Annotated in this window: 18 protein-coding genes; 17 read left to right on the top strand and 1 reads right to left on the bottom strand. The window is 72.0% G+C overall.

Translation table 11 applies throughout. The features are described from left to right. The first annotated feature begins 30 nt into the window (after positions 1–30). From AB0I41_RS00345 to AB0I41_RS00385, 9 genes are all read left to right on the top strand, one after another. Positions 31–1,212, top strand: coding sequence for a CehA/McbA family metallohydrolase (locus AB0I41_RS00345; RefSeq protein ID WP_357099877.1), 1,182 nt, complete (start codon positions 31–33; stop codon positions 1,210–1,212). Next, positions 1,203–2,114 (top strand): sugar phosphate isomerase/epimerase, encoded by a 912-nt coding sequence (locus AB0I41_RS00350; RefSeq protein WP_357099880.1) that lies wholly within the window; start codon positions 1,203–1,205, stop codon positions 2,112–2,114. Before AB0I41_RS00345 ends, AB0I41_RS00350 begins: the two co-directional genes overlap by 10 nt. Further along, entirely contained in the window at positions 2,111–3,259 is a 1,149-nt protein-coding gene (locus AB0I41_RS00355; RefSeq protein ID WP_357099883.1) for a Gfo/Idh/MocA family oxidoreductase, read from the top strand. The genes AB0I41_RS00350 and AB0I41_RS00355 overlap by 4 nt, the downstream gene beginning before the upstream one ends. Next, complete coding sequence (locus AB0I41_RS00360) at positions 3,256–6,006, top strand: hypothetical protein (protein ID WP_357099886.1); 2,751 nt, start codon at positions 3,256–3,258, stop codon at positions 6,004–6,006. Before AB0I41_RS00355 ends, AB0I41_RS00360 begins: the two co-directional genes overlap by 4 nt. Positions 6,007–6,162: 156 nt before the next feature. Continuing rightward, positions 6,163–6,945 (top strand): DUF427 domain-containing protein, encoded by a 783-nt coding sequence (locus tag AB0I41_RS00365; RefSeq protein ID WP_357099889.1) that lies wholly within the window; start codon positions 6,163–6,165, stop codon positions 6,943–6,945. 207 nt (positions 6,946–7,152) lie between these two features. Continuing rightward, positions 7,153–8,562, top strand: a complete 1,410-nt coding sequence (locus tag AB0I41_RS00370; protein ID WP_357099892.1) for a hypothetical protein — start codon at positions 7,153–7,155, stop codon at positions 8,560–8,562. Next, a complete protein-coding gene (locus tag AB0I41_RS00375) occupies positions 8,562–9,146 on the top strand; it encodes a hydrogenase maturation protease (protein WP_357099895.1) in 585 nt (194 codons plus the stop codon). The genes AB0I41_RS00370 and AB0I41_RS00375 overlap by 1 nt, the downstream gene beginning before the upstream one ends. Continuing rightward, a complete protein-coding gene (locus AB0I41_RS00380) occupies positions 9,139–9,495 on the top strand; it encodes a hydrogenase maturation nickel metallochaperone HypA (protein WP_357099898.1) in 357 nt (118 codons plus the stop codon). The genes AB0I41_RS00375 and AB0I41_RS00380 overlap by 8 nt, the downstream gene beginning before the upstream one ends. After that, positions 9,495–10,034: a hemerythrin domain-containing protein gene (locus AB0I41_RS00385; RefSeq protein WP_357099901.1), complete on the top strand. Its 540-nt coding sequence runs from the start codon at positions 9,495–9,497 to the stop codon at positions 10,032–10,034. Before AB0I41_RS00380 ends, AB0I41_RS00385 begins: the two co-directional genes overlap by 1 nt. A gap of 13 nt (positions 10,035–10,047) precedes the next feature. On the opposite strand, the gene AB0I41_RS00390 is transcribed toward AB0I41_RS00385, so the two are convergent. Next, on the bottom strand, positions 10,048–11,253 hold the full coding sequence (locus tag AB0I41_RS00390) for an RNA-guided endonuclease TnpB family protein (RefSeq protein WP_357099904.1): 1,206 nt from the start codon (positions 11,251–11,253) through the stop codon (positions 10,048–10,050). 158 nt (positions 11,254–11,411) lie between these two features. Between AB0I41_RS00390 and AB0I41_RS00395 the strand changes: the two genes are divergently transcribed. The 8 genes from AB0I41_RS00395 (at position 11,412) to hypE (ending at position 18,474) form a co-directional block, all read left to right on the top strand. After that, entirely contained in the window at positions 11,412–12,533 is a 1,122-nt protein-coding gene (locus AB0I41_RS00395) for a hydrogenase expression protein HypE (RefSeq protein WP_357099907.1), read from the top strand. After that, entirely contained in the window at positions 12,530–14,329 is a 1,800-nt protein-coding gene (locus AB0I41_RS00400) for a nickel-dependent hydrogenase large subunit (RefSeq protein ID WP_357099910.1), read from the top strand. The genes AB0I41_RS00395 and AB0I41_RS00400 overlap by 4 nt, the downstream gene beginning before the upstream one ends. Continuing rightward, positions 14,322–14,933, top strand: a complete 612-nt coding sequence (locus tag AB0I41_RS00405) for a hypothetical protein (RefSeq protein WP_357099913.1) — start codon at positions 14,322–14,324, stop codon at positions 14,931–14,933. The genes AB0I41_RS00400 and AB0I41_RS00405 overlap by 8 nt, the downstream gene beginning before the upstream one ends. Continuing rightward, positions 14,930–15,544, top strand: a complete 615-nt coding sequence (locus AB0I41_RS00410; protein ID WP_357099916.1) for a DUF5947 family protein — start codon at positions 14,930–14,932, stop codon at positions 15,542–15,544. The genes AB0I41_RS00405 and AB0I41_RS00410 overlap by 4 nt, the downstream gene beginning before the upstream one ends. Before the next feature lie 14 nt (positions 15,545–15,558). After that, positions 15,559–15,762 (top strand): hypothetical protein, encoded by a 204-nt coding sequence (locus AB0I41_RS00415; protein ID WP_357099919.1) that lies wholly within the window; start codon positions 15,559–15,561, stop codon positions 15,760–15,762. Between the two features lie 151 nt (positions 15,763–15,913). Continuing rightward, positions 15,914–16,186 (top strand): HypC/HybG/HupF family hydrogenase formation chaperone, encoded by a 273-nt coding sequence (locus AB0I41_RS00420; RefSeq protein ID WP_357099922.1) that lies wholly within the window; start codon positions 15,914–15,916, stop codon positions 16,184–16,186. A gap of 12 nt (positions 16,187–16,198) precedes the next feature. After that, complete coding sequence (gene hypD / locus AB0I41_RS00425; RefSeq protein ID WP_357099925.1) at positions 16,199–17,326, top strand: hydrogenase formation protein HypD; 1,128 nt, start codon at positions 16,199–16,201, stop codon at positions 17,324–17,326. After that, positions 17,323–18,474: a hydrogenase expression/formation protein HypE gene (hypE, locus tag AB0I41_RS00430; protein ID WP_357099928.1), complete on the top strand. Its 1,152-nt coding sequence runs from the start codon at positions 17,323–17,325 to the stop codon at positions 18,472–18,474. The genes hypD and hypE overlap by 4 nt, the downstream gene beginning before the upstream one ends. Positions 18,475–18,492 lie beyond the last annotated feature (18 nt).

An 18,492-nucleotide genomic window follows, 5' to 3' on the forward strand; every position in this document is an offset into this window, starting at 1 on the left:
CCCATGGCGGTGCATCGGGGCAGGTGGACCTTGTCGGACCGCGCCGACAGCGTGCTGCGGGCCCTGCCGGTCACCGTGCCCCCGGGCACCGCCGCGCTCACGGTACGCCTCGACTACCCCCGGCAGGCCGGGGTGCTCGACCTCGGCTGCGTCGGGCCGGCCGGCTTCCGGGGCTGGTCGGGCGGTGCCCGCGACGGCTACACCCTGGCCGCCGACTGGGCCACCCCCGGGTACCTGCCCGGCGAGCTGGAGCCCGGCGAGTGGCAGGTCCTGCTCCGGTTGCACCGGATCCCACCCGACGGCCTGGACTACGAGGTCACCGCCACCACCAGCACCACCAGGCTGGCCGCCCCGGTGCCGCCGGCGGCACCGCCGCGGCCGGACCGTCCGCCGCGCCGCGCGCTGCCCGAGGTGGACGGCCGGCACTGGCTCGCCGGGGACCTGCACGCACACACCGTGCACAGCGACGGCGCGGCCACCATCGACGAACTGGCCGCCCTCGCCGCCGCCCGGGGCCTGGACTTCCTCGCCGTCACCGACCACAACACCGTCAGCCACCACCCGTGGCTGCCCGACGCCTCGGCCCGGTACGGCCTCACCCTGCTGCCCGGCCAGGAGGTGACCACCGACCGGGGGCACGCCAACGTGTTCGGCCCGGTCGGCTGGGTCGACTTCCGGCAGCCGCCCGACGTGTGGCTGGCCACCGCGGAGCGGGCCGGCGGACTGATGTCGGTCAACCATCCCCTCGGCGGTGACTGCGCGTGGCGGCAGCCGCTGACCACCCGTACCCGGCTGGCCGAGGTGTGGCACTCGGGCTGGTGGGACCGCACCTGGGGCGCGCCGCTGGCGTGGGCGCGAGCCTGGCGCCCGGACGTGGTGGCGGTCGGCGGCAGCGACTTCCACCGCCCCGGCGACGACGCACCGCCCGGCTCCCCCACCACCTGGCTGCTGGCCGACACCGACCGCGAACCCCGGGCCGCCGTGCTCGACGCGCTGCGGGCCGGCCGTACCGCCGTGTCCGCCGACCCCGGCGCGCCGCTGCTGCTCCGCCTCGGCGACGAACTGCTCGCGCTCGACGCGGACGGCGCGCTGCTCGGCTGTCCGGACGGCAGCCACCGCGTCGTCCGCGGCGACCGGTGCCGGCTCCCCGCCGGCGACGGCCTGCACGTCCTGGAAACCCACCGCATGGAGGTGATCGCACTGTGCAGCTGACCGGACGCACCCGGGTGGCCGGCGCACCCGTCAACCACGGCATCTACCAGCCCGACGACGCCCTCCTCAGCCCCGACGAGTTGCTGGCGGCCCTGTCCGGCGACGGGTACGACGGAGTGGACTCCGGGCCCATCGGCTACCTCGGCATCGGCGAGGTGCTGGCCGGCCGGCTCGCGGCGGCCGGTATCCGGCTCGCCGGCGGCTGGGTCGACCTGCGCTACGCCGACCCGGACGGCTTCACCGAGGACCTGGCCCAGCTCGACGCGGCGCTCGACGCGTTCACCGCCGTACCGGCCGACGACCCCCGGTTCGCCCCCCGACCCACGCTGGCCTGCCCCGGCAACCCCGCCCGCATGGCCCGGCCCGGCACCCCGGCCGAACTGGGCGCGGTGCTGCCGGCCGGCGCCTGGCCGGAGTTCGCCGCCCGGGTGCAGCAGGCCGCCGACCGCTGCCGGGACCGGGGCCTGGAACCGGTGTTCCACTACCACCTCGGCACCGACGTGGAGACCGAGGCCGAGGCCGACCGGCTGCTCGAACTCACCGACATCGCGGTCTGCCTGGACACCGGGCACCTGCTGCTGGCCGGCGGCGACCCGGTCGCGGCGGTACGCCGGTGGGCCGGCCGGATCGGGCAGGTGCACCTGAAGGACGCCGACCTGGCCGTCCACGAGCGGGTCCGGGCGGCCGGCGGTGGCCTCTCCGACGTGGTCGCCGCCGGCGGCTTCTGCGCTCTGGGCGCCGGTGACGTCGACGTCGCCGGGGTGCTCACCGGCCTCGACGCCATCGGCTACACCGGCTGGCTGGTGATCGAACAGGACGCGCCGGCGCACGGGCGGGACCTCGACCGGACGCTGGCCGACCAGCACGCCAACCGGCGCTGGCTGGAGGAGGCGCTGCGATGACCGAACCCGGCAAGCGAATCCGGATCGCGGTCGCCGGGCTGGGCACCATCGCCCGTACGGTGCACCTGCCGCTGCTGCAACGCCGCGGAGACCTGTTCAAGGTCGTCGCGCTCGGCGACCTCTCCCCCACCCGGGTGGCCGAACTGGGCGGCCGGTACGGCGTCGAGCCGGGCCGCCGGTACACCGACGCCACCGCGATGCTGGCCGACGGCGGGTACGACGCGCTGCTGCTGGCGACCTCCGGCTCGCACGGTGAGCTGGCCGCGCTGGCCCTGCGCGCGGGCCTGCCGGTGCTCTGCGAGAAGCCGCTGGCCTACACCCTCGCGGAGGCGGCCCGCCTGACCGAGCTGAGCGGCGGTGCGCCGGCGCTGATGGTCGGCTACATGAAGCAGTACGACCCGGCGGTGGCCGAGGCCGCCCGCCTGCTCGACGAGTGGGGCGGCGCCGAGCGGGTCCACGCGGTCGAGGTGAGCGTGCTGCACGCCGGCGGCGACCGGCAGCTCGCGTTCGCCAACCTGCCGCCGTCCCCCGCCGACGTGCCGCCCGGGGAGGCGGCCCGGCTACGCGCGGCCGACGCCGCGCTGCTCGACGCCGCGGTCGGTGGTGACCCCGGCGCGTGCACCCTCTACCAGATCCTGATCAACAGCATCTCCCACGACCTGTCGCTGCTGCGCCTGTTCACCGGCGCGCCGGCCACCGTGGAGCACGTCGCGACCTGGCCGCTGGCGCCCGACGGGCCGGCGGAGCCGTCGGTGGAGATCAGCGGGCGGCTGCCGGGCGGGGCCCGCTACGGCATCCGCTGGCTCAACCTGCCCGACTACCCGGCCTACCGGGAGACGGTGACCCTGCACCACGCCCGCGGCTCGCTGGAACTGGTCTTCCCGTCGCCGTACCTGCTCAACGCGCCCACCACACTGACCCTTGTGGAGGCCCACCGCGGCGGTGAGCGGCGGGCGGCGTTCCAGTCGGTGACCGAGGCGTTCGAGCAGGAGCTGGTGGCCTTCCACGCGATGGTCACCGCGGGCGCGCCACCGCTGACCGGGATCGCCGAGGGCGCGACCGACGTACGGACCAGCCAACAGGTGGTACGCCGCTACGGTGAGCTGACCGGGGCGGCGATCGGCGGAGAGGCGGCGAGCCCATGACACGACCGACCGAGATCATCGTCGTGCCGCACACCCACTGGGACCGGGAGTGGTACGAGCCGTTCCAGCGGTTCCGGCTGCGGCTGGTGGCACTGCTGGACGACGTGTTCACACGGATGGAACGCGACGAGCGGCAGCGGTTCACCCTCGACGGCCAACTCGCCGCGGTGGACGACTACCTGGAGGTGCGCCCGGAGCGGCGCGAGCAGGTGATCGCCCTGGTCCGCGCCGGACGGCTGGCGGTCGGGCCGTGGCAGATCCTGCTCGACGAGTTCCTCTGCTCCGGGGAGAACATCGTGCGCAACCTGGAGCGCGGGCTGACCCGCAGCGCCGATCTGGGCGGCGCCATGCCGGTGGGCTACCTGCCCGACATGTTCGGTCACATCGCCCAGATGCCGCAGATCCTGGCCGGGGCCGGGCTGGCCCACGCCTGCGTGTTCCGCGGCGTCCCCGACCGGGTCCGCACCCACGCGTTCGCCTGGCAGGCGCCGGACGGCACCTCCGTGCGCACCGAGTACCTGCCCGGCGGGTACGGCAACGCGGCCGGCCTGCTGGACGATGCCGCGCTGGTCAACCGCCGGGCCACCGACCTGGCCGCCCGGCTCGGCGGCTGGCGGCCCGAGGGCGCCGCCACCCCGATCCTCGCCATGTACGGCACCGACCATGCCGCGCCGGCCCCGGACGCCCCCGACCTGCTCGCCGCCGCCGACGTCGACGGCCTCCGGCTGCGGCTCGGCACGCTCGCCGAGTACTTCGCCACCCAGCCGACCACCGTGGCCGGGCTGCCCACCGTGCGCGGGGAGCTGCGCTCCCACGCCCGGGCGAACATCCTGCCCGGCGTGATCTCCGTACGCGCCCACCTGAAGCAGGCGATGGGCCATGCCGAGCGCCGGGTGGAGCGGTACGCCGAACCGCTCGCCGCGCTCTGGCACGACCCGTCCGTGCAGCGCTTCCTGGACATGGCGTGGACCCGGCTGATCGACGCCAGCTGCCACGACTCGGTGACCGGGTGCGGCTGCGACGAGACCGCCGAGCAGGTGGCCGCCCGCCTGGCCGAGGCCGACCAGCTCGGCCGGGCGGTCTGCGACCTGGTCGGTGCCCGCCTGGCCGCCGCCGTGCCGCACGACGGGTACCTGCTGTTCAACCCCAGCCCGACCGCCCGGACGGCGCTGGTGCGGCTGGACGTCGAGGCGCCCGACGGCGCGGCGGTGGGACTGGCCGGGGCGGACGGCAGGACGGTGGCCGCGCAGGTCCTCGACCGGGCCCGGACGCTGCTCGCCGACGACCTGGTGCCGGCCGCCGACCTGCCCGCGGTGCTGACCCGGGTGCACGGCCGGGAGCTCTACGGTCAGGAGATCACCCGGTGGTCGGTGTCGCCGGCGGACGCCACTCTCACCTTCGAGGTCGCGCGGCACGGCGATCCCGCCTTCGACGTGGAGGACGTCAAGCTGGCGCTGGCCTGCGCCGGGCAGCCGGATCGGTGGCGGGTCCGCATCGTCGCCGCACCCCGGCTGAGCGTCGCCGCGCTGGTCGACGTCCCGGCGCTCGGCCACACCGCGGTGCGGCCGGTGGCGCTGCCGGCCGGCGATGCCGCGGTCCCCGGACCGGTCACCGTCGCCGACCGGAGCCTCGACAACGGACTGCTGCGCGTCGATGTCGCCGAGGACGGCACACTGCGGCTGTCCACCCCCGACGGCGTCGCGGTGGACGGGGTGGGTCGGATCGTCGACGGCGGCGACGTGGGCGACAGCTACAACTACGCCCCGCCGGCCGCCGACGAGCTGGTCGACAAGCCCCGTGCGGTGCGGACGGTGGTGCGCCACGCGGGTCCGCTGGTGGCCGTCCTCGACGTGGTGCGCGAGTACCGCTGGCCGGTGGCGGCCGACGTCGACGCCGGTTCCCGCGTGGTGGACCGGGAGCCGGTGGTGGTCACCACCCGGGTCGAGCTGCGCTCCGGCGAGCGGTTCGCCCGGCTCCGCATCGAGTTCGACAACCGCTGCGACGACCACCGGGTCCGGCTGCACCTGCCGCTGCCGTCCCCGGCCCGCGCGTCGTACGCCGAGGGCCAGTTCGCGGTGGTGGAGCGGGGGCTGACCGCGGAGGGCGGCGGCGGCGAGGTGCCGCTGCCGACGTTCCCGGCGTCCGGGTTCGTGGCCGCCGGCGGGCCGGACGGGTCGCTGGCGGTGCTGCTGACCCAGCCCACCGAGTACGAGCTGACCGACTCCGGGCGCGAGCTGGCCGTGACGGTGCTGCGGTCGATCGGGATGCTGTCGCGCAACCGGCACGCCCTGCGCGACGAGCCGGCCGGCCCGCAGCTGCCCACCCCGTCGGCCCAGTGCCGCGGCGAGCGGACCGTCGAACTGGCGGTGCTGCCGTTGCGGGGCGAGTGGCACGCGGCGGGGGTGGCCGAGGCGGCCGAGGCGTACCGGCACGAGCTGCTGGCCTTCGCCGGTACGGGGCTGCCGTCCGTCGCGCTGCCGGGCCCGGCCACCGGGCTGACCGTGGCCGGCCCGGGGGTGGTGCTCACCAGCGTCCGGGACCGGCCGGGCCGGGTCGAGGTGCGGGTGGTGGCCGAGACCCCGACCGGTACCTGCGCGGTCCTCGGGGCCGGGCGGGGTGTCCGGGGGGCGTGGCGGGCCGACCTGCTGGGTCGGCCGGGCGACCGGCTGGCCGTCGACGCCGACGGCCTGGTCCGCCTGCCGTTGCGCGCCTGGGAGATCGCCACGGTGCAGCTCGACCTGGCCTGAGCGGCGACGCCGGGACGCGGCCTCGACGGGTGCCGAGCTGGGAAGTCGTGCGGACCAGGCCAAGCCGGGCCGGCCGGGGCAACCAACGCATAGGCTGAGCCAGAGCCGGCGCGAGGCCGTCCGAGCCGGCGCCGTAGCCGGAACGGAGGCCTGCCGTTGTCGAACTACCCACGGTTGATCGTCCCGGTCGACCACGTCGAGCCGGTACCGCGCCGGATCCGTGCCTTCGCCGCCGGCAATCTGGTCGCGGACACCACCGCAGCCCGCTACGTGTGGGAGGCACCGCCCTACCCGCAGTACTACCTCCCCCTGGCCGACGTACGCCCTGACCTGTTGATCGACGAACAGCGCACGGAGCCCTCGTCACGGGGGACGGCGCGGCTGCACGGGCTGCGGGTGGACGACGGCGTGCGGTCCGCCGCCGGCCGGGTCTACGGCGACGACGCGCTGCCCGGGCTGCGGGGCACGGTGCGGTTCGACTGGACCGCCATGGACGCCTGGTACGAGGAGGACGAGGAGGTCTTCGTCCACCCCCGCAGCCCGTACAGCCGGGTGGACGCGCTGCGCTCGACCCGTCGGGTACGCGTCGAGGTCGACGGAGTCCTGCTGGCCGAGTCGGACTCACCTGTCATGGTCTTCGAGACGGGCCTGCCGACCCGCTACTACGTCAACCGCACCGACGTGCACCACGAACACCTGATCGCCTCGGACACGGTGACCTCCTGCCCGTACAAGGGTCGCACCAGCGCCTACTGGTCGGTACGCACCGGAGAGACGATCCACCCGGACCTGGCCTGGTCCTACGACTTCCCCACCCGGCAGGTCCTGCCGATCGCCGGCCTGGTCGCCTTCTACAACGAGAGAGTCGACCTGACTGTCGACGGCGAACGGCTCGCCCGACCGAGGACGGTCTTCTCGGGGCCTTCCTCCCGGCCCTGAACAGCCGGGGCTCCCGCCCTATCGACTGCTGGACCCCCGAAGCGGGTCGCGGTCCGCCGCGCTCCCACGACGTGGTTCACCCGGTCCGGTGACGGCTGTCGTCACCTACGGACAAGGGGCACTTACGGCTGCTCCGTCCGGCGGGCTAGACCAGAGTGACCGCTTGCCCGAACGGTTCTCGGGTGCTCATGGAGGGGGTGGAACACCATGCGGACGTCTCGCCCCAGTGCCGGCTTCGAGGACGCCGAGGCGATCACGGAGGCTGTCCTGTACGAGGGATATCTGCTCTACCCCTATCGGCGGTCGTCGGGCAAGAACCGCGTCCGCTGGCAATTCGGTGTGCTCGTGCCCCCCGAGTGGGGGGAGGCGCACGGTCTGCGTGACAGCAGCGTCGCAGGCTCGGCCGAGGCGCCGTGGCAGCAGACCGAGTGCCTGGTGGAGGCGCATGATACGACGATCGTCCGCATCAGGTTGCGGTTCCTGCAGCTGCAACGCAGGGTGGTGGAGGAACGGACAGCCGACGGCGTCCACCGGGCGGTCGACCGAGTCGACGCCGGTGACCGCACGGAACTGAGCTTCGACGAGGCGGTGCCGCGGAGGTTCGACGTCGAGGCGTCGGTCGCCGACCTGCGCCGCGGGCGCCGCTTCGACGTCCGAATACCGGGCGGCGAGGACGTCGAGCCGTTGGTCGGTGATCGGGGTGAGCCGGTCGGGCGGGTGGTGCGCCGCCGGTGGCCGTTGTCCGCGCAGGTCACCGTCTCCGCCGTCCCGTGTCGGACGCCCTTCCGGTTGCTGCGGCTCAGGATACGGGTCGAGAACACGGACCGGACGACCCCGGCGGACAGCCCGCGTGACGAAGCGTTGCGGTGCTGCCTGCTCGCCGCGCACACGCTGGCCTCGGTCAGTCGGGGGCGGTTCCTGTCCGTGCTCGATCCGCCCGAATGGGCGGCGCAGGCGGCGCGGGACTGCCGGAACGTGCACACCTTTCCGGTGCTCGCCGGCGAGCCGGGCAGGTCCGACCTCCTTCTGTCGTCACCCGTCATTCTCTACGACCATCCCCAGATCGCGCCGGAGAGTCCGGGCGACCTGCACGACGCGACCGAGATCGACGAGATCCTCTCCCTGCGTACGCTCACGCTCTCCGATGCGGAGAAGCGCGAGGTCCGGGCCACCGATCCCCGTGCCGCGGCCATCCTGGACCGCGTCGAGGGCATGCCGCCCGAGATGCTCGAACGGTTGCACGGAGCCATTCGGGCCCTGGCGCCGGTCCACCGGCCGAACGATGTCACCGCCGACCCGGCACTGCCGTGGTGGGAGCCCGGTGCCGACGCGGGGATCGCGCCGGAGACCGACACCGTCCTCGTCGCGGGCACCCTGCTGTCCAGGGGTAGCCGGATCCGGTTGCGACCCCGCCGGCGCGGCACCGACGCGCACGACATGTTCCTGGCGGGCCGGACCGGTCGGGTGGAGCAGGTGCTGCTGGACGTCGACGGGTCGCGGTTCCTGGCGGTGACGGTGGACGACGACCCCGGCGGTGAGCTTCACCAGTGGTACGGGCGCCTGCGGCACTTCCGTCCGGACGAGGTCGAGCCGTTGACCGCAGAGGTGGAGGCGTGATGAGAAGCGACGGCGGCGGCCGGGTCCTGGTCGCCGGGATCGGCAACATCTTCCTCGGCGACGACGCCTTCGGCGTGGAGGTCGTGCGGCGCCTCAGGGACGCCGTCCTGCCTCCGGAGGTGGAGGTGTCCGATTACGGCATTCGGGGGATGCATCTGGCCTACGATCTGCTTGACGGTCGGCACGACGTGCTGGTCATGGTGGACGCGTTGCCGCTGGACGAGCCGCCCGGGACGCTGGCCGTCCTCCAGGTGGATCTCGACGACCCCGGCTGGCGGCTACGGCCGGCCGACGTGCTGGATTCGCCGGCCGCCGACGCGCACGGCATGGATCCCGAGTCGGTGCTGCGCCTGCTGCGCAGCCTGGGCGGCAGTATCGAGCGTGTCCTGGTGGTGGGCTGCCAGCCCGCCGACCTCGCCGAGCGCATGGGGTTGTCGGCTCCGGTCGCCGGCGTCGTCGATGAGGCGGTCCGGACGGTGGTCGAAATCGCGCAGGAGGAAGCCGCGCGGCTCACCGCGGCGATGGAGCTGCCTGGGAGTTGCCAGCAGGCGGCAGCAGGGAGGGAGGTGACCGCCGATGCATGAGACGGGTCTGTCCGAGGCGATCGTGGCGGCGGCGGTACGCAGAGCCGCCGGGCGCCGGGTCACCGGGCTGCGGGTGCGGATCGGCGGCCATGCCGTCGACCCCGATGTCGTCACGCAGGGCATCCAGGTGGCCTCGGCTGGCACGGTGGTGGCCGACGCCGCCGTCGACCTGGTGCTCGAACCGATGACGGTGCGGTGCCACGACTGCGGTCGCGGCTCACCGGTGCACGACCACCTCGCGATGGTCGCCTGCCCAGGGTGCGGCAGCGTCGACATCGAGATCACCGGGAGCGACGACGTCGTCCTGGAATCGATCACCGTGGAAGCCGTCGGGGCCGGGGCGCTCTGATGGACGCCACGGAGTTGCTGCGGCACGACCACCGCGTGGTGGAACAGCTCTTCCGGGACTACCGGGCGGCGGCCTCTGACGCACAGCGACGCGCCGTTGTCGAGATCATCGTCCGCGAACTGTCGAAGCACGCCGCGCTCGAGGAGGTGCTCTTCTACCCGTTCGCCGCGCGGGTGTTGGACGGCGGGCGGGTCGACGAACACCTCGCCGGGCACGCGCCCATCAAGGAGTTGCTGCTTCAACTGGACCGCTGCCGGGTGGGAGATCCGGCGCAGGACGAGCTGATGGCGCGGCTGGCGTCGGCCGTCGCCCGGCATGTGCGGGACGACGAGAACGAGCTCATGCCGCAGCTGTGCGCCCGGGCCGACGAGCAGGCCCTCAGCGAGCTGGGCCGGGAGATCGACCAGGGCAAACAGGCCGCCCCGACGCGCCCGCACCCGCACGCGCCGGACAAGCCGCCGGCGCTGGCCCTCGCGGCGCCGGTGGCGGCCATCTACGACCGGCTGCGGGATCGGATGCAAGGGAGGCCACGCACTTGACATCCTCCCCCGCCTAAAGGTGGGGGATTCCCTGGGTCGCCCCAGGGGTTTCCTGCTTCGTCGCCGACCGCCCCGTCCGGGAGGAGTCCCGTTGAGGTCTTACACCGGCTCCACAGGCCGTCACCGCCAGCCCGGCGGTCAGAATGTTACGTGCCGCGTTCACGTCGCGGTCGTGGACGGCACCGCACCGGCACGTCCACGCCCGCACGTTCAACGGCATGGTCTCCGCTATGGCTCCGCAGGTCGAGCAAACCTTGGAGGACGGGTACCAGCGGTCGATCACGACCAGGTCCCGGCCGTACCAGGCGCACTTGTAGGTGAGCAGTTCGCGGAACTGTCGCCAGGACGCGTCGGAGATGGCGCGGGCGAGGGAGTGGTTCTTGACCATGTTGCGCACGGTCAGGTCCTCGATCACGAGCGTTTGGTTGTCACGCACGAGTCGACTGGTCAGCTTGTGCAGGAGGTCCCGCCGGCGGTCGGCGATGCGGGCATGGACCCGGGCGACGACGAGCCTGGCCTTGGCCCGGTTGTTGGAGCCTTTCTCCTTGCGGGCCAGCTCCCGCTGAGCCTTGGCGAGGCGGGCGCGGTCGGCGCGTTCGTGCCGGGGGTTGGTGATCTTCTCCCCGGTGGGGGTCAGCAGCGAGTCCAGGCCGGCGTCGATACCAACCGCCGCGCTGCTGACCGGTGCGGGGGTGATGGTGTCGGCGCACAGCAGGGACACGAACCACCGCCCGGCGGCATCGCGGGACACGGTCACGGTGGACGGGACCTGCCCTTCGGGCAGCGGTCGGGACCAGACGATGTCCAACGGCTCGGCCATCTTCGCCAGCACGAGTGTGCCGTAGGGGTAGCGGAACGCGCTGGAGGTGAACTCGGCCGACGCCCGCGACCGCTTCCTGCTCTTGAAACGCGGGTAGCGGGCACGCTTGTCCCAGAACGCGACGAACGCGCCCTGCAGGTGCCGCAGCGTCTGCTGCAACGGCACCGACGACACCTCGTTGAGGAAGGCCAGCTCCTCGGTTCTCTTCCACTCGGTGAGCATCGCGCTGGTGGCGTTGTAGGTGACCCGCTCCTGCCGCTGCTGCCACGCCTCGGTCCGCGCGTGCAGGGCCAGGTTGTAGACCTTGCGGACACACCCAAACGTCCGGTTCAGCAGGCCGGCCTGCTCGGGGACCGGGTAGAAGCGGTATTTGTACGCCCGCTTCACCGCCCTGGTCACCGTCCACATGCTAGCGAGCCGAGCGGTGACGCTCGCGGTGACACGCGGGCAGACGCCGATCGGCCCAGGCGGCGGATCGGCTGTCCCTGTTCTGCTTCGCAGGGGTTCCGTTTCCTCCCCGGCCTGAAGGCCGGAGTATCCACGGAAGGAATCTGTTGATGACAGAGGGCGTACGCGACACCGCGGTGATCCCGCAGGAGAACGGGTTCGACGAGGTCACCATTCTCTGGATCTCCGAGGGCATGAGTTGTGACGGAGATACCGTGTCGATGACGGCCTCCGGTCAGCCGGCGATCGAGGACATCGTGCTCGGGCTCGTTCCCGGTCTGCCGAAGGTCAACCTGCACAACAAGGTGTTGTCGCCGGCGGCCGGCGGCGAGGAGTTCCTGGCGCCGTACCGGAAGGCGGCTCGTGGGGAGATGACCGAGCCGTTCATCCTCGTGATCGAGGGCTCGATCCCGAACGAGAACATCAACGGCGACGGGTACTGGACGTCGTTCGGCAACGACGAGGCCACCGGTGAGCCGCTGACCCTGAACTGGTGGATCGACCAGTTGGCGCCGAAGGCGTGGGCGGTCGTCGCCGCCGGCACCTGCGCGACGTACGGCGGCATCCACGCCATGGCGGGCAACCCGACCGGCTGCATGGGCCTGGCCGACTATCTCGGGTGGGACTTCCGGTCGCAGGGCGGCCTGCCGATCGTCAACGTCCCGGGCTGCCCGATCCAGCCGGAGAACTTCATGGAGACCCTGACCTGGGTGCTCTACCACGCCGCCGGCTCGGCGCCGCCCCCGCCGCTGGACCACATGCTGCGGCCGCAGTGGCTGTTCGGCAAGACCGTGCACGAGGGCTGCGACCGGGCCGCCTACTACGAGCAGGCCGACTTCGCCAAGGACTACAACTCGCCCAAGTGCCAGGTGAAGATCGGCTGCTGGGGGCCGGTCATCAACTGCAACGTCCCGAAGCGCGGCTGGATGGGCGGCGTGGGCGGCTGCCCCAACGTCGGCGGCATCTGCATCGGCTGCACCATGCCGGGCTTCCCCGACAAGTTCATGCCGTTCATGGACATGCCTCCCGGTGGCAGCCTGTCCACGCTGCTCATCAAGCCGTACGGCGCGTTGATCCGCCGCCTGCGCGGCATCACCAACGCCACCGCCAACCGGGAACCGAAGTGGCACCACAACGGTCCGGAGCTCACCAGCGGCTACAACCCCCGCTGGCGTCCCTACGGTCCGGCGGACCCCCGTCGTCAGGCAGCAGAGGAGAGGAACCGACCGTGACCGCGACGAAACCGAAGCCGGCCGCCGGCCAGAAGCCCGGCGAACTGGTGGAGATGGCCTGGGATCCGATCACCCGGATCATCGGCAACCTCGGCGTCTACACGAAGATCGACTTCGCGAACCGGGTGGTCGCCGAATGCCACACCACGTCGTCGCTGTTCCGCGGCTACTCGGTGTTCATGAAGGGCAAGGACCCGCGGGACGCCGGCTTCATCACCAGCCGGATCTGCGGCATCTGCGGCGACAACCACACGACCTGCTCGGTGTACGCGCAGAACATGGCGTACGGCATCAAGACCCCGCCGCTGGCCGAGTGGATCATCAACCTCGGCGAGGCCGCCGAGTACATGTTCGACCACACCCTCTTCCAGGACAATCTCGTCTTCGTCGACTTCTGCGAGGCGATGGTCAAGCAGACCAACCCCAGCGTCCTCGCCCGTGCGGAAGTCACCGCGGCACCGGGCCGGGACATCCACGGCTACCGGACGATCGCCGACATCATGCGGGCCTACAACCCGTTCGAGGGCGAGGTCTACAAGGAGGCGCTGAAGGTCAGCCGGACGACCCGGGAGATGTTCTGCCTCATGGAGGGCCGGCACGTCCACCCGTCGACGGTCTACCCCGGCGGCGTCGGCACCATGCCGCAGCCGTCGCTGTTCACCGACTACCTGAGCCGGCTGATCAGCATCCTGGACTTCGTCAAGAAGGCCGTCGCCCTGAACGACGACATCTTCGACTTCTGGTACGAGGCGCTGCCCGGCTACGAGGAGGTCGGCCGCCGCCGGGTCCTGCTCGGCTGCTGGGGCTCGTTCCAGAACCCCGACGTCGTCGACTACCGGTACGAGACCATGACGAACTGGGGGCGGGCCATGCACGTCACCCCCGGCATCGTCGTCGACGGCAAGCTGCTCACCACGGACCTGGTCGACATCAACCTCGGCATCCGGATCCTGCTCGGCAGCTCGTACTACAAGGACTGGGTCGGCCAGGAGGAGCCATTCGTCAAGTACGACCCGCTCGGCAATCCGGTCGACATCCGCCACCCCTGGAACCAGACCACCCTCCCGGATCCGGGCAAGCGCGACTTCAACGACAAGTACAGCTGGGTGATGAGCCCCCGCTGGTTCGACAAGAGCAGCGGAGAGCATCTCGCGCTGGACACCGGCGGCGGCTGCTTCGCCCGGCTGTACACCACCGCACTGGCGAAGATGGTCGACACCCCGTACGTCAAGTCGACCGGGCACAGCGTGCTGATCTCGCTCCCCAAGAGCCAGCAGCTGCCCGAGATGACGCTGGAGTGGAAGATCCCGAAATGGTCGAACGCACTGGAGCGAGACCGCTCGCGGGCCTACTTCATCGCGTACGCCGCGGCCATGTCGCTGTACTTCCTGGAACGGGCGATGGAGCGGATGCGCGCCGGCGACATGCGGGTCTTCACCGAGTTCGACGTGCCGGACGAGGCCATCGGGTGCGGCTTCCACGAGGCCGTACGGGGCACCCTTTCGCACCACATCGTGATCAGGGACCGCAAGATCGCCAACTACCACCCGTATCCGCCGACGCCGTGGAACGGCAGTCCCCGCGACAGCTACGGCACCCCGGGGCCGTACGAGGACTCGATCCAGAACATGCCGATCTTCGAGGAGAACGGCCCGGACAACTTCAAGGGCGTCGACATCATGCGGGCGGTGCGCAGCTTCGATCCCTGCCTGCCCTGTGGGGTGCACATGTACGTCGGCGGCGGCCGTACCCTCAAGAAGATCCACTCGCCGATGTTCGGCGCGTCACATGGGTGAGCAGCCGGACCTCCAGCGGCTCGACGACACGGCCGTCGAGCCGCGGCTGGCCCGCCTGGACGCCATGCTCGGCCAGCTCGAGCAGACCCCCGGCCGCACCGCCGAGCTGGCGTTGAAGGCCGTCGAGCTGCTGACCGAGGTGTACGGCGAGGCGCTGGCCCGGGTCACCGACCTCGCCGCCGGCAGCCCCCGCGCGCTCGACCGGCTCACCAACGACGAGCTGCTGCGGCACCTGCTGCTGTTGCACCGCATCCATCCGGATCCGCTGGACCGGCGGGTGGCACGGGCGGTCGACGACCTCCGGCCGCGGCTGCACGCGCAGGGTGCCGAGATCGCGCTGATCGGTGTTCAGGACGAGGTGGCGCGGATCAGCCTGTCCGCCAGGTCGTGTGGCGGTGGCGGCGCGGCCCTGCGGGACCTGGTGCGGGAGCAGGTGCTGACGTTCGCGCCGGAGCTGTCCGCCGTCGACGTGGTGGCGCCCGCGCCGGCTCCGGCGCTGATCCCGGTCACCACCCTGTGGCAGCGGCCGGACCGGCCCGAGGCGGCGACGACGCGCGAGGCGGGGCGCGCCGCCGGGCCGCTGGCGTTGGGTGGCACGCCATGACCGCGGGCGCGCTGCAGCGGGCGATCCGCCGCGCCGGGCAGCGCGCGGCCGCGGTCGAGCGCTGCGGCATGTGCGCCGGGCCGGTCGGCCCCGAGCACCGGCACGTGTGGGACGAGCAGGACGGGGAGCTGATGTGCGCCTGCACCCCGTGCTCCCTGCTGTTCGAACGCGAGGCGGCCGGCGGCGGCCGGTACCAGCTCCTTCCCACCCAGGGCAGGCGGTTGACCGGTCTGTCCGCCGACGAGCTCGGCGTGCCGGTCGGCCTGGTGTTCTTCGTGAAGCAGCGGGACGGCCGGGTGCTCGGGCACTACCCGAGCCCCCTCGGCACGACCGAGTCGGAGATCGATGCCGGCGCCTGGCGGGCCATCGAGGCGCGCTCACCCGCGCTGGCCGAGCTGACGCCACGGGTCGAGGCGTTCCTGGTGTGGACCGGCACGCCGCGCGGCGGCGGCCAACAGTGGGTGGTGCCGCTCGACGACTGCTTCCGGCTCGTGGCGCTCATCCGGCAGCACTGGACGGGCATGTCCGGGGGAAGCGCGGTGTGGCGGGAGATCGCGCGGTTCTTCGACGATCTCGGCCGACGGCATGGTCGGCCGTCCGGCAACGACTGATGGAGGGGGCGGTAATGGGCGAGATCCGAGTGGGCGATCCCGATGTCGAACTCGACGCGCCGGCGCACACCAAGGGCGTCGAGGAGGGCAACTCGCGGAGAAGGAAGCAGGCGGGCCATCACGATGACGGGACGGTGGATGCCCGCCGCTCGACCGGCATCCGGCCCAAGAAGCACGGCCCGGTCCTGCCGATCATGCCGAACCTGCCGCCGGGCTGAGCCGGCGCGGGTCCGAAGGAGGTGAGCTGTGCGAAAGCTGTTGGCGCTGGTGGCCGGCGTCGCCGTGGTGGGGATGTTCTGGAAGGAACTACCCGCGCTGCGGCGCTACATCAAGATCGAGAAAATGTGACCGGAAAGGACGAATGAGCCGATGTGCCTAGGAATCCCGGGCGAGATCGTCGAGATCAAAGCCGGCCACGACGACCTCGCCATCGTGGACGTCGTGGGCGTCCGACGGGCGATCAACATCGGCCTGCTCGGTCCGGACCAGATAGGAATCGGAGACTGGGTGCTCGTCCATGTCGGGTTCGCCATGTCGAAGATCGACGAGACCGAGGCGGCCGCCACGTTGGCGATGCTGACCAGCCTCGGGCAGGCGTACACCGACGAGCTGCAGGCGCTCGCCGAATCCGACATCACCTAGGAGCGGTGACCCATGCGTTACGTCGACGAGTACCGCGACGCCGACAGGGCTCAGGCGCTGGCCACCCAGATCGCCGCGTTGTGCGAACCGGGACGGCAGTACAAGTTCATGGAGGTCTGCGGCGGTCACACGCACACCATCTACAAGCACGGGCTCGAGGACTACCTGCCGGAGCAGGTCTCGCTCGTGCACGGGCCGGGATGCCCGGTGTGTGTGATCCCGATGGGCCGGGTCGACGACGCCATCGCCCTCGCCCATGAACCGGGCGTCATCATGACGGCGTTCGGCGACATGATGCGGGTGCCCGGCGGCACCGGCTCGTTCCTCGACGCCAAGGCGGCCGGCGCGGACATCCGGATGGTGTACTCACCGTTGGACGCGCTGAAGATCGCCCGAACCAACCCCGACCGCAGGGTCGTCTTCATGGCGATCGGGTTCGAGACCACCTCACCGTCGACCGCGGTGACCGTGCTGCGGGCAGCCGCCGAGGGAATCGACAACTTCTCGGTCTTCTGCAACCACGTCACCATCCTCCCGGCGATCAAGGCGATCCTCGACTCCCCCGACCTGCGCCTGGACGGCTTCCTCGGGCCCGGGCACGTCTCCACGGTCATCGGCTGCCGCCCCTACGAGTTCATCGCCCGCGACTACGGCAAGCCGCTGGTGTGCGCCGGGTTCGAACCGCTGGACCTCCTGCAGTCGGTCTTCATGCTGCTCAAGCAGCTCGCCGAGGGCCGCTGCGAGGTGGAGAACCAGTACACCCGGGTGGTGCCCTGGGACGGCAACCTGCGGGCACTGGAGGCGATCGGCCAGGTCATGCAGCTGCGACCGTACTTCGAATGGCGCGGCCTCGGCTTCATCTCGCACTCCGCGCTACGGATGCGGGACGAGTACGCGGCGTACGACGCCGAACAACTCTTCGACGTCCCCGGGGTGCGGGTGGCGGACCCGAAGGCCTGCCAGTGCGGCGAGGTGCTCAAGGGTGTGCTCAAACCTTGGGAGTGCAAGGTGTTCGGCACCGCCTGCACGCCGGAGACGCCCATCGGCACATGCATGGTCTCGTCGGAAGGCGCCTGCGCGGCCTACTACAACTTCGGCCGCTTCACCCGGCAGCGGTTGACGGAGGCGACGCGGGCATGACGACCGAACGTACCGCGGAATGGGCCGAGCGCGCGGTGACCGAGGCCGGCGCGATCGCCGACCGGGAGCCCGACCGCTCGTCGCCGGAGCAGCAGGTGCTGCACCGCATCGAGCGGGCGCGCCGGCGCAAGCCGAAGGTCCGGGAGAGCCGGGTCACGCTCGCGCACGGCGCGGGCGGGAAGGCGACGCACACCCTGGTCGAAGGGCTGTTCGTCGAGGCGTTCCGCAACCCGACGTTGGAGGCGCTCGACGACGCGGCCGTGCTCTCCGTGCACGGCACCCGACTGGCCTTCACCACCGACTCGTACGTCGTGTCGCCGCTGTTCTTTCCCGGCGGGGACATCGGCGATCTCGCCGTCAACGGCACGGTCAACGACCTCGCGGTCAGCGGCGCCCGTCCGTTGTACCTGGCGGCCGGGTTCATCCTCGAGGAGGGCTTTCCCGTCACCGACCTGCAACGGATCGCCACGTCCATGGCCCGCGCGGCGGACCGCGCCGGTGTCCAGGTGGTCACCGGCGACACGAAGGTGGTGCAGCGGGGCAAGGCCGACGGCTGCTACATCAACACGGCGGGCGTCGGTGTGCTGGAGCGGCCGGTGACGCTGGGCACCCCGCACATCCGCCCCGGCGACGCGGTCGTCGTATCAGGGCCCATCGGCGACCACGGCGTCACGATCATGCTCGCCCGTGGCGAACTGGACATCGAGGCCGACCTCGTCTCGGACACCGCGCCGCTGCACGGTCTCCTGGACGCCCTGCTGGACGCGGCCCCCGATGTGCGGCTGCTGCGGGACGCGACCCGGGGCGGGGTGGCGACGATCCTCAACGAGGTCGCGCAGGCGGCACAGGTCGCCGTCGTCGTCGACGAGGCCTCGGTACCGGTACGCCCCGCGGTGACCGGCGCCTGCGAACTGCTCGGTATCGACCCGCTCTACGTGGCCTGCGAGGGACGTTTCGTCGCCGTGGTGGACGGCACGCAGGCGGAGGCGGCCGTGGCCGCGCTGCGCGCCCACCGGCTGGGCGAGGGTGCGGCGATCATCGGCCGGGTCGCCGCCGACCCGCCCGGGATCGTACTGCTCAAAACGGCGTTCGGCGGTACCCGCGTCGTCGACATGCTGGTGGGAGATCCGCTGCCGCGGATCTGCTGACGCGGCACCGGCAGAGTG

The sequence above is a fragment of the Micromonospora sp. NPDC050200 genome, from assembly GCF_040656135.1.
Classification (GTDB): Bacteria; Actinomycetota; Actinomycetes; order Mycobacteriales; family Micromonosporaceae; genus Micromonospora.

Coding starts and splice junctions, on each gene's coding strand:
- AB0I41_RS00415 (WP_357099919.1), top strand. CDS start 15,559: ATGGGCGAGATCCGAGTGGGCGATCCCGATGTCGAACTCGACGCGCCG.
- AB0I41_RS00370 (WP_357099892.1), top strand. CDS start 7,153: ATGCGGACGTCTCGCCCCAGTGCCGGCTTCGAGGACGCCGAGGCGATC.
- AB0I41_RS00420 (WP_357099922.1), top strand. CDS start 15,914: ATGTGCCTAGGAATCCCGGGCGAGATCGTCGAGATCAAAGCCGGCCAC.
- AB0I41_RS00395 (WP_357099907.1), top strand. CDS start 11,412: ATGACAGAGGGCGTACGCGACACCGCGGTGATCCCGCAGGAGAACGGG.
- hypD (WP_357099925.1), top strand. CDS start 16,199: ATGCGTTACGTCGACGAGTACCGCGACGCCGACAGGGCTCAGGCGCTG.
- AB0I41_RS00355 (WP_357099883.1), top strand. CDS start 2,111: ATGACCGAACCCGGCAAGCGAATCCGGATCGCGGTCGCCGGGCTGGGC.
- hypE (WP_357099928.1), top strand. CDS start 17,323: ATGACGACCGAACGTACCGCGGAATGGGCCGAGCGCGCGGTGACCGAG.
- AB0I41_RS00385 (WP_357099901.1), top strand. CDS start 9,495: ATGGACGCCACGGAGTTGCTGCGGCACGACCACCGCGTGGTGGAACAG.
- AB0I41_RS00360 (WP_357099886.1), top strand. CDS start 3,256: ATGACACGACCGACCGAGATCATCGTCGTGCCGCACACCCACTGGGAC.
- AB0I41_RS00375 (WP_357099895.1), top strand. CDS start 8,562: ATGAGAAGCGACGGCGGCGGCCGGGTCCTGGTCGCCGGGATCGGCAAC.
- AB0I41_RS00410 (WP_357099916.1), top strand. CDS start 14,930: ATGACCGCGGGCGCGCTGCAGCGGGCGATCCGCCGCGCCGGGCAGCGC.
- AB0I41_RS00380 (WP_357099898.1), top strand. CDS start 9,139: ATGCATGAGACGGGTCTGTCCGAGGCGATCGTGGCGGCGGCGGTACGC.
- AB0I41_RS00405 (WP_357099913.1), top strand. CDS start 14,322: ATGGGTGAGCAGCCGGACCTCCAGCGGCTCGACGACACGGCCGTCGAG.